The sequence below is a fragment of the Ureibacillus galli genome (assembly GCF_014836845.1).
Lineage (GTDB): Bacteria > Bacillota > Bacilli > Bacillales_A > Planococcaceae > Ureibacillus > Ureibacillus galli.
Genome location: NZ_JACSQA010000039.1, coordinates 1 through 17,127, shown reverse-complemented (window position 1 = coordinate 17,127; position 17,127 = coordinate 1). Strand labels below are relative to the sequence as shown.

General features: G+C 36.6%; 17 protein-coding genes. 10 read left to right on the top strand and 7 right to left on the bottom strand.

Annotated elements, in window-relative coordinates; genetic code table 11:
* The first annotated feature begins 243 nt into the window (after nt 1–243).
* From H9636_RS17355 to nikC, 5 genes are all read left to right on the top strand, one after another.
* Nucleotides 244–1,266, top strand: a complete 1,023-nt coding sequence (locus H9636_RS17355; protein WP_191708826.1) for an ABC transporter ATP-binding protein — start codon at nt 244–246, stop codon at nt 1,264–1,266.
* Nucleotides 1,238–2,212, top strand: coding sequence for an ABC transporter ATP-binding protein (locus H9636_RS17350; protein WP_191708825.1), 975 nt, complete (start codon nt 1,238–1,240; stop codon nt 2,210–2,212). The genes H9636_RS17355 and H9636_RS17350 overlap by 29 nt, the downstream gene beginning before the upstream one ends.
* Nucleotides 2,213–2,243: 31 nt before the next feature.
* Nucleotides 2,244–3,860, top strand: a complete 1,617-nt coding sequence (locus H9636_RS17345) for an ABC transporter substrate-binding protein (RefSeq protein ID WP_191708824.1) — start codon at nt 2,244–2,246, stop codon at nt 3,858–3,860.
* 118 nt (nt 3,861–3,978) lie between these two features.
* Nucleotides 3,979–4,983 carry an ABC transporter permease gene (locus H9636_RS17340; protein ID WP_191708823.1) on the top strand — a complete coding sequence of 335 codons (1,005 nt, stop codon included), beginning with the start codon at nt 3,979–3,981 and terminating at the stop codon, nt 4,981–4,983.
* Between the two features lie 15 nt (nt 4,984–4,998).
* Nucleotides 4,999–5,901 (top strand): nickel transporter permease, encoded by a 903-nt coding sequence (gene nikC, locus H9636_RS17335; protein WP_191708822.1) that lies wholly within the window; start codon nt 4,999–5,001, stop codon nt 5,899–5,901.
* A 30-nt stretch (nt 5,902–5,931) separates the two neighbouring features.
* Here the strand turns inward: nikC and cysK are convergent, their stop codons facing one another.
* The 4 genes from cysK to H9636_RS17315 form a co-directional block, all read right to left on the bottom strand.
* Nucleotides 5,932–6,855 carry a cysteine synthase A gene (gene cysK, locus H9636_RS17330; RefSeq protein ID WP_191708821.1) on the bottom strand — a complete coding sequence of 308 codons (924 nt, stop codon included), beginning with the start codon at nt 6,853–6,855 and terminating at the stop codon, nt 5,932–5,934.
* 144 nt (nt 6,856–6,999) lie between these two features.
* Complete coding sequence (locus H9636_RS17325) at nt 7,000–8,019, bottom strand: ABC transporter substrate-binding protein (RefSeq protein WP_191708820.1); 1,020 nt, start codon at nt 8,017–8,019, stop codon at nt 7,000–7,002.
* Nucleotides 8,020–8,030: 11 nt separating this feature from the next.
* A complete protein-coding gene (locus H9636_RS17320; protein ID WP_225230316.1) occupies nt 8,031–8,780 on the bottom strand; it encodes an ABC transporter permease in 750 nt (249 codons plus the stop codon).
* On the bottom strand, nt 8,746–9,624 hold the full coding sequence (locus tag H9636_RS17315) for an ABC transporter ATP-binding protein (protein WP_191708819.1): 879 nt from the start codon (nt 9,622–9,624) through the stop codon (nt 8,746–8,748). The genes H9636_RS17320 and H9636_RS17315 overlap by 35 nt, the downstream gene beginning before the upstream one ends.
* 120 nt (nt 9,625–9,744) lie before the next feature.
* Between H9636_RS17315 and H9636_RS17310 the strand changes: the two genes are divergently transcribed.
* On the top strand, nt 9,745–10,362 hold the full coding sequence (locus H9636_RS17310; RefSeq protein WP_191708818.1) for a Crp/Fnr family transcriptional regulator: 618 nt from the start codon (nt 9,745–9,747) through the stop codon (nt 10,360–10,362).
* 71 nt (nt 10,363–10,433) lie between these two features.
* On the opposite strand, the gene H9636_RS17305 is transcribed toward H9636_RS17310, so the two are convergent.
* Together H9636_RS17305 and H9636_RS17300 are read right to left on the bottom strand one after the other, a co-directional pair.
* A complete protein-coding gene (locus tag H9636_RS17305) occupies nt 10,434–11,522 on the bottom strand; it encodes an FUSC family protein (RefSeq protein WP_191708817.1) in 1,089 nt (362 codons plus the stop codon).
* Between the two features lie 128 nt (nt 11,523–11,650).
* Nucleotides 11,651–12,940 (bottom strand): glutamate-1-semialdehyde 2,1-aminomutase, encoded by a 1,290-nt coding sequence (locus H9636_RS17300; RefSeq protein WP_191708816.1) that lies wholly within the window; start codon nt 12,938–12,940, stop codon nt 11,651–11,653.
* Between the two features lie 119 nt (nt 12,941–13,059).
* Between H9636_RS17300 and bcp the strand changes: the two genes are divergently transcribed.
* From bcp to perR, 3 genes are all read left to right on the top strand, one after another.
* Entirely contained in the window at nt 13,060–13,533 is a 474-nt protein-coding gene (gene bcp / locus H9636_RS17295; protein WP_191708815.1) for a thioredoxin-dependent thiol peroxidase, read from the top strand.
* Nucleotides 13,533–14,477 carry a D-2-hydroxyacid dehydrogenase gene (locus H9636_RS17290; protein WP_191708814.1) on the top strand — a complete coding sequence of 315 codons (945 nt, stop codon included), beginning with the start codon at nt 13,533–13,535 and terminating at the stop codon, nt 14,475–14,477. Before bcp ends, H9636_RS17290 begins: the two co-directional genes overlap by 1 nt.
* 217 nt (nt 14,478–14,694) lie before the next feature.
* Complete coding sequence (gene perR / locus H9636_RS17285) at nt 14,695–15,141, top strand: peroxide-responsive transcriptional repressor PerR (protein WP_122971965.1); 447 nt, start codon at nt 14,695–14,697, stop codon at nt 15,139–15,141.
* A 140-nt stretch (nt 15,142–15,281) separates the two neighbouring features.
* Here perR and H9636_RS17280 read toward each other — a convergent pair whose 3' ends face one another.
* Entirely contained in the window at nt 15,282–15,632 is a 351-nt protein-coding gene (locus H9636_RS17280; protein WP_122971966.1) for a YgzB family protein, read from the bottom strand.
* Nucleotides 15,633–15,804: 172 nt separating this feature from the next.
* Here H9636_RS17280 and H9636_RS17275 point away from each other — a divergent pair, with 172 nt between their 5' ends.
* Nucleotides 15,805–16,704 carry a nucleotidyltransferase-like protein gene (locus tag H9636_RS17275; protein WP_191708813.1) on the top strand — a complete coding sequence of 300 codons (900 nt, stop codon included), beginning with the start codon at nt 15,805–15,807 and terminating at the stop codon, nt 16,702–16,704.
* The last annotated feature ends 423 nt before the right edge of the window (nt 16,705–17,127 follow it).

Below are 17,127 nucleotides of genomic sequence, written 5' to 3'. Positions count from 1 at the left end.
TTGATGTTTAACCCACTGTCCTTATATGTTTTTTATTTTCGATAAAGTAGAAATTAATCGACTAAAGTAGTAGAACTGTTGCAATTTGTCGAGAAAATTACATTGAAGTTTTGTAATAAATTAAGGTATTTTATCATAAAAACATATGATTAATAGATTTTATTTCTATTATTGTTTTTAAAGAAATAGAGAACGATATCAAATGCTAGATTCGTAAATCAGCGCTATGCAAGGGGGTATAAGATGGAAAATAAAGTACTTTTACAAGTTAAAGATTTGGAAACAACCTTTTTTACAGATGATGGAAGAGTACCAGCGGTTGATCATATAGACTTTCATATTAATGAAGGAGAAATTTTAGCTATTGTAGGAGAATCCGGCTGTGGGAAAAGTGTTACTTCTTTATCCATTATGGGACTCGTACCATCTCCTCCTGGAAAAATTACATCAGGTCAAATACTTTTGAATGAATTAGATCTAACGAAACAATCAGAAAAGGAAATGAGGAAAATTCGGGGAAAAGAAGTAGCAATGATATTTCAAGAACCGATGACTTCTTTAAATCCTTTATACACCATTGGTAATCAACTGACAGAAGCGATTTTAATCCACAACAAAGGGATGAAAAAAAAGGATGCAGCCAATCGAGCAATTGAAATGATGAAACTTGTTGGATTGCCGAGGGCGGAAGAATTAATGAAAGACTATCCCCATCAATTATCTGGTGGGATGAGACAACGGGTCATGATTGCAATGGCTTTACTATGTAATCCGAAGCTATTAATCGCAGACGAGCCTACTACTGCGCTAGATGTTACGATACAAGCTCAAATTTTAAAATTAATGAAAGAGTTAAATAAACAATTTAAGACTGCGGTTTTACTCATTACCCATGATTTAGGTGTTGTTGCTGAAACATGTGAACGGGTGATTGTCATGTATGCAGGTCAAATTGTCGAAGAAGCTCCCATTTCTGAAATATTTAAAAATCCCCAACATCCATATACGAAGGGTCTAATCCAATCAGTTCCTGATATGCGTTATAAAAAAGAAACATTATATTCGATTAAAGGGAATGTACCAAAGCCTGGTTCCATCCAAACGGGTTGTCGATTTGCCCCACGTTGTGATTTTGCAGCGGAAAGATGTTTTACAGAAAATCCGCCTTTATATGAAGTGAACTCTTCTTTAGTCCATAAATCAAGATGCTTCTTACAGGAAACGGAGGGAATCTCAATTGCAGAACGTGCTGTTGAAAGTCGATAACTTAAAAAAGTATTTTCCAAAGGGAACGAAATCAGTAAAAAAAGGCCCCCACGTAAAGGCGGTTGATGACGTTTCATTTCAAGTTTATGAAGGAGAAACCCTTGGAATTGTAGGGGAGTCGGGATGTGGAAAATCAACGACCGGTCGAATGATTATGCGTCTTCTTGAACCAACAGAAGGTTCCATTAAGTTTGATGGTGTCGAACTTTCCTCATTATCTAAACAAGAAATGCGAAAAGCAAGACGAGATATTCAAATGGTATTTCAAGACCCATATGCTTCATTAAATCCAAGACATACTGTTAAAAAAATTTTAGAAGAACCCCTTATTGTCCATGGTATTGGAAGTTCAGCGGAACGTAAAAAAAGGGTAGAGGAGTATTTAGAAATTGTCGGTTTAAGCTCTTATCATGCAAAACGTTATCCCCACCAGTTTAGTGGAGGACAAAGACAACGTATTGGAATTGCAAGAGCTTTAATGACAAATCCGAAGCTAATCATTGCTGATGAGCCAGTTTCCGCATTAGATGTTTCGATACAAGCACAAGTTTTAAATTTAATGCAAAGATTGCAGCAAGAGTTAAAGCTTACGTATATTTTCATTGCCCACGATTTAGGGGTCGTCCGCCATATTAGTGATCGGGTAGGCGTAATGTATTTAGGTAGATTTGTAGAGCTAGCCGATAGTGAATCTTTATATGCGGAACCATTACACCCTTATACGCAAGCATTACTTTCTGCCGTACCGATTCCTGATCCTACTTATGAAAGGGAAAAGATTATTCTCACAGGTGATGTTTCAAATTCCATTCCTGACAAGGGATGTACTTTCCAAACTAGATGTCCACATGCAACGCTCACTTGCAAGATGACAGTTCCAGATTTAGTAGAAGTTAAACCAGGTCACTCTGTTGCGTGCCATTTATTTAATGAAGCGCAGCAATGACATATAGAACAAAGAAATTGGGAGGGTAACTATGAAAACAGGAAAGTTTTGGTCTCTAAAACTATTTTTATTACTAGTTCTTTTAGTAGTACTAGCTGCATGTAGCGGGGAAGAAGGTGCTTCAGAAGAACCAGCAGACACAGACACAAGCGGAGATACAGAAGAAGCAGTACCTCAAACTTTAGTATTCGGTCGTGGTGGCGACTCTGTCTCATTAGATCCAGCCATTGTAACAGATGGTGAGTCTTTTAAAGTAACAGAAAATATTTTTGAGACTTTACTAAACTTTGGTGAACAAGATACGACAGTAAATCCAGGTTTAGCGAAGGAATGGGAAGTAAGTGAAGATGGTCTAACCTATACATTCCACCTACAAGAAGGCGTTAAATTCCACGACGGAACAGATTTTAATGCTGAAGCAGTGGTGAAAAACGTTGAACGTTGGAAGGGTGGAGCTGAAGAAAAGTTCTATTATTTCCATTCTATGTTTAAATCTGAAGGGGAAGATATTATTAAAAGTGTAGAAGCTGTTGATGATTACACGGTTGTCTTTACCCTTTCTCGCCCACAAGCACCATTCTTAAAAAATATTGCGATGAGTCCATTTGGTATCGCATCACCGACTGCCTTTGAATCCGCAGGTGATGCCTTTGGAGATAATCCTGTCGGAACTGGTCCATTTAAATTTGTAGAATGGAAGCGTAACGATTCGATTACAGTTGAGAAAAATGAAGATTACTGGCAGGAAGATTTACCGAAATTAGATAAAATTATTTTCCGTTCCATTCCAGATAACTCTGCCCGTTTAAATGCATTAACAACTGGAGAAATCGATTTAGCGGATGGTATTAACCCGTCGGATGCAGCAACTGTAGAATCGAATGCTGAACTACAATTAATCGAACGCCCATCGATGAATATTGGTTACTTAGGATTAACAACTACAAGAAAACCTTTCGACAATGCGCTAGTTAGACAAGCTGTTAACTATGCGATTGATAAACAAGCGATTGTGGATGCTTTCTTCCAAGGACGTGCTGAAGTAGCGGTAAATCCAATGCCTTCTTCGATTAGTGGTTATAACGAGGAAATTGAAGGATATCCTTATGATCCTGAAAAAGCAAAAGAATTATTAGCTGAAGCAGGTTATGACGGTGAAGAAATTGAGCTTTGGGCAATGCCAGTTCCACGACCATATATGCCGGACGGACAAAAAGTTGCTGAAGCCATTCAGAAAAATTTAGCAGACGTTGGTATTCCATCTAAAATTGTAACTTTTGAATGGGCAACGTATTTAGAAAAGGCGAAAAATGGTGAAGCCGATGCCTTCTTATTAGGATGGACTGGAGATAACGGTGATGCGGACAACTTCCTTTATACATTGTTAGATAAAGATACGATTGGAAGTAATAACTATACGTATTATTCGAATGAAGAAGTTCATGAATTATTAATTTCTGCCCAATCAGAAACGAATGAAGAAAAGCGTAATGAACTATATAAACAAGCACAAGCTATTATTCATGAAGATGCACCATGGGTTCCGTTAGCCCATTCGACGCCATTACTTGCTGCGAAAAAAGGTGTTACAGATTATTTCCCTCATCCAACTGGATCTGAAAGTTTAATTAATGTATCGATTCAATAAGTGTCTATTACAAACTTGTTTCTTTGAATAAGTAACAGACGAATTGACATTTAAAAAATGGGGGGTATTATTACCTCCCATTCTTTCATTCATGCATTCTAACGAAAGAGGTGAAGATATGCTTCACTACATAGGCAAACGGATTCTTCATTTAATACCTGTGTTATTAGGAATGACATTTATTGTGTTTTTAATTATTCGTGCAATACCAGGAGATCCTGCTCAAGTCATTTTAGGTCAGCAAGCAACAGAGGAAGCGATCCATGCTTTAAGGGATAAATTAGGTCTCGATCAGCCTTGGTACATTCAATACTTTGATTATTTAAAAGGGCTACTAACTGGAGATTTAGGTGAATCCCTTCGGACAAGCCAGCCGATTACTAGTGAAATTTGGCCATATTTAGCTGCAACGATGGAGTTAGCCTTTTTCGCAATGATTTTAGCCATCGTTATTGGAATGAATGCGGGAATTATTTCGGCTTGGTTCCAAAATTCTTGGTTTGACTATATTGCAATGGTCATTGCTTTAATCGGTGTTTCTGTACCGATTTTCTGGCTTGGTTTAATGGAACAATGGGTGTTTAGCCTTGAATTAAACTGGTTACCTACTTCAGGTAGAGAGGAAGTTCGAGCGCCTGTAGAGGCAATTACCCATTTTTATTTAATCGACACGCTTATACAAGGACGGTTTGATCAATTTTGGGTAACGATTCAACATTTAATACTACCAGGGTTTGCCCTTGCAACAATTCCAATGGCCATTATTGCCAGAATGACCCGCTCTTCGATGTTGGAAGTCATGCGTTCAGATTATATTCGTACAGCTCGTGCGAAAGGACAAAAAATGGTGAAAGTGATTTATAAGCACGCATTAAAAAATGCCCTTATTCCGATTTTAACGGTTATTGGTTTACAAACGGGCTTGTTATTAGGCGGAGCGATTTTAACGGAAACGATATTCAGTTGGCCAGGAATCGGCCGTTATATTTACGAGGCGATAGGTTATCGTGACTATACAGTCATTCAATCGGGTATTTTAATCGTTGCCTTTATGTTTGTCATTATTAACTTGATTGTTGATATTTTATATACGGTCATCGATTCAAGGATTAAATATAACTAGAAGGGAGAGGGAATGATGCCTGAACTGGTCTCGAATTCAGTCGATTTATCGACGAAAGAAGAAAAAGTAGTTGGACCATGGAAAGAGGCGTGGCGAAGCTTTCGAAAAAGTAAAGCCGCCCTTGTTGGAACAGCCATTGTTGTATTTTTCATCCTTTTAGCTGTATTTGGTCCATTGATTGCACCGGAAGGAATAAATGAACAAAAACTACAAGATTCCAGCTTAAGACTAGCACCCCCATCCAGTGAATATTGGTTTGGTACAGACGATTTTGGAAGAGACATTTTTTCAAGGGTCGTTTATGGAGCTAGAATTTCATTAGCTGTCGGATTTCTGTCTGTTATTTTATCAGCAGTTGTAGGGAGTTTTCTTGGAATTATCTCTGGCTATTATGGCCGTTGGATTGATACGATTATTTCAAGGATTTTTGATATTATGTTAGCTTTCCCTAGCATACTATTAGCCATTGCGATTGTATCGATTTTAGGTCCTTCTTTACAAAATGCACTTATTGCGATAGCGATTATTAATATACCGAACTTCGGAAGATTGATTCGTTCTAAGGTTTTAAGTGTTAAGGAAGAAGAATATATTGTAGCTGCAAAGGCAATTGGAATGAAAGACTCCCGAATATTATGGAGGCACATATTACCGAATTCCTTATCGCCTGTTATTGTGCAAGGCACGTTAGCTATTGCAACGGCTATTATTGAAGCAGCCGCATTAAGTTTCCTTGGGTTAGGTGCAGAAGCGCCCCAACCTGAATGGGGGAAAATGTTATCGGATGCGCGGGTCCATCTTATGACTGCGCCATGGACGATGATATTCCCTGGGTTAGCAATTATGTTAACAGTTCTTGGGTTTAACTTAATGGGGGATGGGTTGCGAGATGCATTGGACCCTAAAATGAAAAATTAAAGGAAAAGGGGGAGCGGAGAGCTCTCCCTTTTAGTATGGAAATAAATCGGATGATAAATACCGTTCTCCTGTATCTGGCGCTAAACATAATACGTTTGCATTTTGAGGAAGCTGTTTGGCGATTTCCAATGCGAAATAAGCGGAAGCAGCACCAGAAGCACCTACTAGAATCCCTTCTTCCGAACCAAGACGTCTTGCAGTAGTTTGGGCAGCAAGATCTTCTATATGCAGAATCTCATCATAAATTGTTTGGTTTAATATTTTCGGTATAAATCCTGGGCCAGTTCCAGGAATTTTATGGGGTCCTGGATTACCACCAGCTAATACTGGAGAGCCTGCTGGTTCTACGACATATATTTTTAAATCCGGTATAACCTTTTTCAATTCTTCCCCGGTTCCAGTTACGGTTCCACCCGTTCCTGCTGTCAATACAAGAACGTCTAATTTATTGTCAAAGGCATTTAAAATTTCAACAGCAGTTGTATGCCGATGAGCGTCAGCGTTTGCTTTGTTATCAAATTGCAATGGGATAAAACTATTTGGAATACTCTCAGCAATACGTACTGCTTCATCAATAGATCCTTGCATACGTAAGCTGGCAGGCGTTAAATGGACTTCGGCGCCAAATGCTCTCATTAATTGTACCCGTTCTTTTGTAGCATTGTCAGGCATCGTAATGATGCAACGGTAACCTTTTACCGCACATACCATAGCAAGACCAATCCCTGTATTCCCACTAGTTGGTTCAATTACCGTGCTTACCCCTGGAATTAGTTTACCTTCTTTTTCTGCTTGTTCAATCATATTAAAAGCAGCTCGATCTTTTACACTTCCACCAGGATTAAAAGATTCTAATTTCATATAAACTTTCGCACCGTTCGAATCAGGTAATGCATTTAATTTTACAATTGGTGTATTTCCTATTAATTCGAGAATGGAGTTATGTATTTTCATCATGAAACACCTTTCAAATCATATTTAGAAAAAGCTAGGTATTCATTCAACCTAGCTTTACTTACTTATACAGTATAATACGCCTATTAAAAAGAGACGAGTATAGGTGATAGTTTAAACAGCTAAAGTTTCTTTAGAAACGAATTATTCGTTTGAAACTTCCTGTAAAAAACTAAGGTTTAATAAGCCGTCAATATTATCTGTTGTAATATAACCTGCTTCTTTTGAAATGGTCGCCATTTCTTTAATAATCTTTTCATTTAGTTCCGATGTAGGAGTTAGACGACCAAATGCTTTTGTCACTTCGTCCTTTGAAAGATCTTTGCCAGTAATTTTTTTTACATGGTCAAGGAATAACTGAATCGCTTCTTCAGGATTTTCTTTAATAAAATCAATGGCTTGTAGATGCGCTTTTAATATTTTTTTCGTCAGCTCCGGATTGTTTAAAGTAAATTCTTTACGTGCTGCTACAACCGTATTCGTTGATTCGCTACCCCAAGCAAATTCCTTTTCATCTAGTAAAAGTTTTGCTTTTCCGTTCGTTTCAATGTTAACCCCCCACGGTTCTTGTGCTGCTGCAGCATCAATGTCTCCTCTTAACATTAAGGATGCTGTATCAGCAGAAGCTAGTTTAATGGAATTGACATTTCCACCGCTTAATTTTACTTTTAAACCTACCTCTTTAAGGGATTTCATTAACCCAATGTCCTGTGTACTACCGTAAGCAGGTACTGCCACCGTTTTACCTGCCAAATCTTCTACACTAGTAATATTTGAATCGCCTCGTACGACAAGTACTGCCCCGGCATTGACAGCACCAGCAATAATTTCATGTTGGGGATGTCTCGTATAGGTATTTAATGCAGGTGTTGGACCGACTGTACCGATATCAATGGCATTAGTCGACATAGCCTCCATAAATGCAGTACCATCGTTGAAAGTATTTGTAGAAATGGTAATCTCTTCTCCTAATTGTTGTTCGAAATAGCCTTTTTCCAGTGCCACAATCGTTGCGATATGGGTCATATTCGGAAAGTAACCGATTCGTATAGTGGATGCTTGATCCTGTTCTCCGTTGGAAGAAGCTTCACTATGGCTACATGCCGCAAGTATGAAAGTCATCAGGGTCATCATTGTTAAAAATAAAAAATGCTTCTTTTTCATTTTTTCATCTCCTAAACTGTTTGCATACCCCATTTTCTTAATGCATAACGTTCAATACGTACAAAAATAAAGTTATCGATAAACGATCCAATGACACCGATGATAATAATAATACTAAAGATTAAATCCATCGCTTGAATAGAGCGTCCGAGATCTAAAAGTGTTCCGAGACCACCGCTTCCTCCTAGTAATTCCCCTGATAAAACTGCTCGCCAAGCGAGTGCCCATGCTAAACGTAAACCAGATATTAACTGGGGAACTGTTGCTTTAAAAATAACGGTACGGAATAAATGGAAACCGTCTGACCCCATTGTTTTCGCTACTCGAATCAGTAGAGGAGGGACACTTTTAAAGGCGGCACTTGACGTAATAATAATGGATAATGCCGCTCCTAAAATAACGATAAATATAACAGAGCCAACCCCTAAACCGAACCAAAGAATGGCTAAAGGCATCCAAACAATATTTGGGATAGCTTGCAGACTAGTGACAAAGAAACCGAGTGTATCGTCTATCACTTTGTACTTATAAATTAAGTATCCAAGGATTAATCCGATGACGACTGCAATAAAGAAGCCGACAAATAATCGCACAAGGGAAGCACTTGTTGCTTCAATTAATTGTCCAGTCATTAATCCGTTTACTAATGTTTTTAATATTGTGACACCACCAGGATCATTCGGAATAATTAGAGGGGGCCACATAAAGGCTGGGAAGATATCAAATTTAGATATCGCTTCCCATATTGTTATGAGGATCAACACGAAGACGATCCTTCTCAAGAGAGTAGTCACTACCTAATTCCTCCTTCAGCACTTTTTCCATTTCCTGCTCTAGTTCAGTTAATATACGATTCTCTAAGTGTATTAAAATGCTGTCTGAAGATTTGCGCGGCCGGGACGCCTGTACAGGAAAAACATTTTTAATACCACCGGGACGCGTCTTCATTAAAACAATACGGTCCGATAATACAACGGCTTCGCGAATATTATGAGTGACAAATAGAATCGTCTTTCCAGTTTCCCTCCACAACGTTTCAAGTTCTTTATGTAAAACCATACGGGTTTGTTCATCTAAAGCAGCGAATGGTTCATCCATTAAAAGAATTTCCGGATCCATTACAAGGGCACGGGCAATGGCAACCCGTTGCTTCATCCCACCGGATAATTGATGGGGCATGGAATGGGCGAACTTTCCAAGGTGTACTTTTTGTAACCAAGTCATTGCCCGCTCCTTCGCTTCTTCCTTCGGTATTTTTTTAATCAGTAGACCGTACATAACATTTTCAAGAACAGTCATCCAAGGAAATAAACCGGATTCTTGAAAGACAACAATTCGGTCGTTACCAGGTCCTTTGATTGGTTTATCATTGACAAGAAATGTGCCAGAAGAATGATCTTCAAGGCCAGCAATAATATTTAAAAGGGTGGATTTTCCACAACCAGAAGGTCCTAATAAGGAAATAAACTCGCCTTTTTTTATCGTTAATGAAACGTCATCTAACGCAATTGTTGGAGCATGCTCATTACTTTGATATTCTTTATGAACATTTTTTAAAATAATATGCCCATCTGACAAAATAATCCCTCCATTCCTATAAAACATATTAAAATACTAAGTTTTAATTTATTAACATTTTATGTGTTGTATTCGCTTCTTTCTGTCACTTTTGTTACAAAATTTCAGAATAATTTATATAATATAACGATAAGGGAGTGGGAAACGATGCAATTAGAACGTTCTTTGAAGTTAATTGAACAACTTGGTAAGAAAATTTACGCGAGAAAAGGTCAAATCATTTATCAAGCTGGAGAAGAAGCAACTAATGTCTATTTTTTAAATGAAGGGACTGTTAAAATTGCGATAGATGGGGACGATGGACATCCGGTTACCATTTCCTTAATTCGATCGGGAGAAATGTTTGGATTTCTGGATCGATTAAATAATCGGATAGAGCATAGTCAATATGCTGTTGCGATGACGGATGTTGAATTATTTAGTTTACCGATGGAGATTTTCATACAGCATCTGAATAAATTATCAGAAATGGAACGAAGTTTATTTTATTCTTTAGGGAAACGATTAACAGAAGCCCAGGAGTTTGTCTATGTTCATTCTAAAATGACGGTTCCTGAACGACTCGGGTGGCTATTAAAGAAGCTAGCAAAAGTAGAAAATAATATTTTAACGATTAACATTCCTTTAACCCATGAAGAAATTTCTTTTATGATTGGCTGTAGTCGTCAAAAGGTTACGACTTATTTAAGCAAGTGGAAAAAGGAAGGAGTTATTAAATATGAGCGGGGATTTATTCAATTAGTAGATTTGGAGAAACTTCAGTAAATAAAAAACTACCTAAAGGGTAACACCAATCTATCTTGAAATAGATTGGATGTCACCTTACGGGTAGTTTTTTAGTAGAAATCTTGTTCTAAATCTGTATTCTTTTCCGTACTATGATAGCTTCGGAAAGAAACAATTAAAGTATCTAAATGTTCTAAGTTCTCCTCATAGTCAAGAAGTCTGGAGAAGATGTAAAACAAGTGATAACTTGAAAACTCTTCTTCACCTTCGCGATTTTGCTCAAAGGAAATTTGTTGGATGAGATGTTCCATTACGTCCGCATGTTTATCATCCTCTTCATCAACCCACTTTGAATGCTCAGGTTTTAACTTACCAGTAAATTTTAATAATAATTGTTCGTGGAAAGTGAGAAGAAAATCCAAACGTTCTTGAATCATCGTACGAAACGGAACGGGTAAATTTGCTATTTCATTTTCATGTTTATTTAATCGATGTAAAAGCTCTAAACTTTTTTTCGTCGTGATGATCATTTGTCGATACATAACAAGTTTTCGTGCTTGTATAAAGCGTTTTTTCTTAGAGTAATGGCGCTCTTCTTTATAGAAGTCGTACATTTTTTCTATATCTGTTAAACGACTATGGAATTTATTGAGAGCGATTTTGGTTGAAGTATGTTCAGATGCTTGTCTAGCAGCTAAACGAGTCCAACGAATAATATCGTCCTGCAATGAATCAATCATTTTAAATAATTTAATTTCATAGCGGGGTGGGATGAAGACGAGATTCACTAGAAACGCGGCAAAAACACCGACCATTACAGTTATAAACCGTATAATACCAAATTCTAAAAAGTCTTCTCCTTCATAAACCATGATTGCAACTACCGTTACTAAGGCAAGGGACATCGAGCTGTTTAATTTGAACTTTAGCATGATGGCAATCACAATAATTGCGGCGAGTCCGATTGTTACTGTGTGATGGCCAAAAATTAAACCAAACAGTACAGCTATCGTTGCGCCGATGAAATTCCCTTGAAGTTGTTCAATAATTGTTAAATAAGATCGATAAATCGAAGGTTGGATTGCAAAAATGGCTGCAATCCCAGCAAAAACAGGAGAAGGTAAGTTCAGTAATTCCGCTAAAAAAAGGGCGAATACAATTGCAAAACCTGTTTTTAAAACACGGGCACCTACTTGCATTAAAAAATATATCCTCTCTTTCAAGAAACTTATGTTTGAAATCACATTACTTTACCTAATTTTTTCCCTTTGGTCAACTGGTTTCGTGAAAGATCATTATGATTGAATCAACTTCACATGGTTTTCGCTTATTTCAATTGTGAAAAAGCATAATCAACAGCTTCAATTGTTTCCATAATGTCTTGCTCTGTATGTTCTGTCGTTAAGAACCAAGCTTCATATTTAGATGGAGCTAAATTAACACCTTTTGAAAGCATTAGTTTAAAGAAACGACCAAACAGCTCACCATCGGAGTTTTCAGCTTGTTCGTAGTTTTCAACTTTTTCATTTGTAAAGTAAACGGTTAAAGCACCTTTTAATCGGTTAACTGTAATTGTAATACCATGTTTTTCAGCTGATTGTAAAATCCCTTTTTCCAACATTGCACCAAGTCGATCCATTTCTTCATACACACCAGGTTGTTTCAATACTTCCAGACATGCAATTCCTGCAAGCATAGACGCTGGATTTCCAGCCATTGTTCCAGCTTGGTATGCAGGTCCAAGAGGAGCAACGGTTTCCATAATTTCCTTACGACCACCATAAGCGCCGATTGGAAGACCACCACCGATAATTTTACCCATTGCTGTTAAATCTGGAGTCAAACCTAGTAAGTCTTGGGCAGCTCCGTAATGGAAACGAAATGCTGTAATAACTTCATCGTGAATCGTTAAAGCTCCTTTTTCCTTCGCCACAGTATGAACGTATTCTAAAAATCCTTTGTTTGGTTCGACGATACCGAAATTCCCTACGATTGGTTCGATTAAAATTGCTGCAACTTCATCGCCCCATTTATCCATTGCTAGTTGGAATTGTTCTTTATTATTGAAAGGAACAGTAATTACCTCAGTTGCAACGGCTACAGGTACACCTGCTGAATCCGGGGATCCTAAAGTAGCTGGACCAGATCCGGCAGCAACTAATACTTGGTCGAAATGTCCATGATAACATCCAGCAAATTTAATGATTTTCGTACGTCCTGTATATGCTCGTGCTACGCGAACCGTTGTCATAACGGCTTCCGTACCTGAATTAGTAAAGCGAACTTTATCCAATGAAGGAATCGCCTCTTTTAACATTTTGGCAAATTTCACTTCATGTTCTGTTGGTGTTCCAAATAACACACCTGTTTCTGCAGCAAGAGTGATTGCTTTTGCGATATGTGGATGACCAAATCCTGTAATAATCGGACCATAAGCAGCTAAGTAATCGATATAACGGTTACCGTCTACATCCCAAAAGTATGCTCCTTTACCTCTTGCCATGACAACCGGTGAACCGCCGCCTACCGCTTTATAAGAACGTGATGGACTATTAACGCCACCAACGATATGTTGTAATGCTTCTTCGTGAATTTGTTCAGATTTCGTATGATTCATTTTCTAATGCCTCCTCATAATTTACACATCTTATTGTAGACCTATTCCCATTTGAATGCCAAAGAATTTGAAACTCCAATGTTTGTTCGGTACGATATAAATAAAGGGGAGGAATATTTATGGAAACTTTATTAAATATGGAAGCACCAAATTTTACTTTATTAAATGAAAAAGAAGAAAAAATAACTTTAAGTGATTATAGAGGAAAAAAGGTGATTCTTTATTTTTATCCGAAAGATATGACACCAGGCTGTACTACTGAAGCGTGTGATTTCCGCGATCAACACGAGGCATTTTCCGATTTAAATGCTGTTATTTTAGGTATAAGCGCAGATGATGCAAAGAAACATACAAAATTCATTGAAAAATATGGGTTGCCCTTTTCATTGTTAGTTGATGAAGATCATGAAGTGTGTGAAAAATATGGAGTTTGGGTATTAAAGAAAATGTATGGTAAAGAATTTATGGGGATTGAACGTTCTACTTTTCTTATTAATGAAGAGGGTATTGTAGAAAAGGAATGGCGTAAAGTAAAAGTGAAAAATCATATAGAGGAAGTTTTAACTTATTTGCGTGAAGGGGAAAGAAAATAATGAAAGTATATTTTACATTTAACTCAAGACCGGATTTACAACAGCAGTTAATCGAACATTTCCCTAAAGTTGAATTTACTTTTCATAGTCGAATCGAGAATGAAGTATTAGCAGAGGCAGATGTTCTTGTGACTTATGGTGAAGATTTGAATGATGAACAAATTAAAATTGCCAGGAATTTAAAATGGATTTTCGTTGCTTCAGCTGGAATTGAGAAAATGCCAAGAAAGGCAATCGCCGATCGAAAGATTATCGTTTCAAATGTGCGTGGAATTCATAAAAAGCCAATGGCAGAATCGATTATCGCTCATATTTTATCACTTAAACGTTCTTTACCTTATATTTATAACAATCAACGAAATAAGATTTGGGATAAAAAAGGGAATCCAACTGAATTAAATGGAAGTACTGCTTTAATTATTGGTCCAGGTGCGATTGGTGCAGAAATTGGTAGACTTCTTCAAGCCTTTGAAGTATATACAATTGGGTTGAATCGAAGTGGTGAAGATGCACCATTTATGAATGAGACACATCGGATTTCAGATTTAGCACAACAGTTGCCCAAAGCTGATATTGTCATTTCGATTTTACCGAGTACGGAAGAAACGACACATATGATAAAGTATGAACATTTTCAACTAATGCGCGAAAATGCCATTTTTATCAACTTTGGACGAGGAAATTTGGTGGAAACGGATGTATTAATTCGTGCCCTAGAAGAAAAACTAATATATCATGCGGTTCTGGATGTATTTGAAGTAGAGCCACTACCATATGACAATAAACTATGGGAATTAGATAACGTGACCATTTCGCCTCATTGTTCTAGCCATTCGTCCCGTTACCTAGAAAGAAGTCTAGAAATTTTTAAGCCAAGTTTGGAGAAATGGTTAAAAGGTGACACTGATATTGAGAATCAAATGGATATTTTGAGAGGTTATTGAGAATATTATCCATAAAGTGAGAACATTCATAAAGTTCCTTTTTACAGAAGAATTATATATTTATGATAATTAACGGTGATTTTTATTCAATTTTTGATAAAATAGGCAATGGAGTAACCGTTACCAATAAGGAATTGTTGACTATTTACAACGATTTGGTTACACTAATGATAACTATTATAAATTAAGAATTATGTATGAAAAGAGGTGCATGACGATGTCTGAATTGCATTTGAAAGATGCACTAGACACGTTAAAGACAACTGGTGTAAGAATTACTCCGCAACGTCATGCTATTTTGGAATATTTAATCGAATCAATGACACATCCAACTGCAGATGAAATATATAAAGCTCTAGAAGGTAAGTTTCCCAATATGAGTGTTGCAACGGTTTACAATAATTTACGTGTATTCCGAGAAGCAGGTTTAGTGAAGGAACTAACTTATGGAGATGCAGCGAGTCGATTTGATTTTGTTACAAACGATCATTATCACATGATTTGTGAATGTTGTGGTAAGATTGTTGATTTCCATTATCCGGGCTTAAATGAAGTGGAGCAATTTGCATCGCATGTAACGGGTTATAAAGTTCACTCACACCGCCTAGAATTATATGGTACATGTCAAGATTGTCTTGAAAATGATGGGAAACAAGTTTTGTAATGAGCAAAACCTAGCGATGCGTTGCTAGGTTTTTTATTTTACATTGTAATTACTTTTGGAAAGTGCTGCTTTTGAACAAACGAATTACACTGTATAATTGAATAGAAAAAAGGTCGACTCATTTAGGAGCCGACCTCATTTTATTTTTTTCCTCTATTATAAGATTCGTCAAAATCTTTTCCTTCTAATGAAGGGTCAAGTGTTAATGGCTCATTACAGTACATACACATATCTACACGTCCTAATACTTTTGTATGTCTATTACAATTTGGACAAACAACTTGTACAGCCCGTGTTGAAAGTAGACCAATCCAGCCATATACTACTGTACTGCCGATAATGCATAGTAAACCTAAAGTCATGAAAATTAAAACTAAAATTTGATTTTCGCGGAAGAAGATCGCCCCGTACATAATAACGAATCCTATGAAAATAAGTGCTAAGGCAAATGAGCGAATTTTATTTATTTTATTTTTATATTTTTTTGCCATATTTCTTTAGCCTCCCAATCTAGATTCTACTATAACATAGTACCTTTTTATTTGCGGATAGAAAAACATTATTTAAAGGAAAAATATCACCAATTCTATTTTCTTTAAAAAGAAGGATTCTACTTGAAGATGTCGAAACAAAATAACGTAATCGTAATTTAGGAGGATTATTATGGAGCACATATTGCGCCCGATCTACCAAGAACGTGCTAGTCAACCTGAAACATTAGGGGTCATTCTAGTCACAAAACGTGAAGAGATAATGAGTATTACCGATACGTTTGATACCGTATTATTAATTATTGTAAAAGAAGCGGAAATGCCTATTTTTACAAAACATTACTTACATGAAGATCAAAAAATGGCGATGCATGTGATTACAGAAGAGTTATTAAATAAAAGATTAAATGTTGGTTTAGACAGACGAATTGTGGATTGGATTTTCCACGGGAAAGTAATATTTGATCGTAATGAATATCTTTGTAATTTAAGATTAAAGCTACAGGAGTTTCCGTTTTTCGGCCGTAAAATAAAAACAGGGATTCAATTTTCTAAATTGATTAGACGTTATTTAGAAGGAAAAGAATTTTTTAATAGAGGAAACTATTTCGATTCTTATCATCATGTTGTTGATTCATTACATCATTTAGCCCGACTGTCTGTTATAGATAACGGATTATATCCGGAAGTAACAGTTTGGTCCCAAGTGAAAAAAATAGAACCTTCGATTTACAAACTTTATGAAGAACTAGTCATGAGTACGGAAAGTTTAGAAAAGCGATTAGAACTATTATTTTTAGCGATTGAATTTCTCATTAACTCCAAAACCGATGATGGGGCACAACATATTTTAGAAACAATGCTTTTAAAGGATGCTTGGACAATACAAGAATTACATAATCATCATGATTTAAGATATTACTCTAAAGACTTAGAAGTATTTGTTGAGTTTTTAATAGATAAGGGATATATTATCGTGGAGCCAAAAGAATCAAAGAGTGATTCAATTTATCACCGTCACTATAAAGTAGATCGTGATTTTGTTATTTCACAATATAATGCTGAAAAGTAAAGTATATAAGAAGAAAATCCATTAGAATAAGCAATACTAGCCATTTCGGGGTGTTAAAATGAACACCTCGAAAATTTTTTGAGAAAAAGTGTTGACTTAACTATTAAACTCGTTGTATTATTATAAACGTCGCTGAGGCGAGTTGATAAATTAATAACACAAACATTATTTCAAATATAACTTTTTCAAAAAAAGTTGTTGACAGAGATTTGGTGAAATGTTATTATAGAGAAGTCGCTGCAAAACGACACGATAATTATGAACTTTGAAAACTGAACAACAAAACGTTAATGAATACAGTTTCAACTTAATTGTTGAAAAAAATTTTGGACATCAATATGATGCTAGCAAAAATTTGAGCTTTATCAAATTTTCTTTTATGGAGAGTTTGATCCTGGCTCAGGACGAACGCTGGCGGCGTGC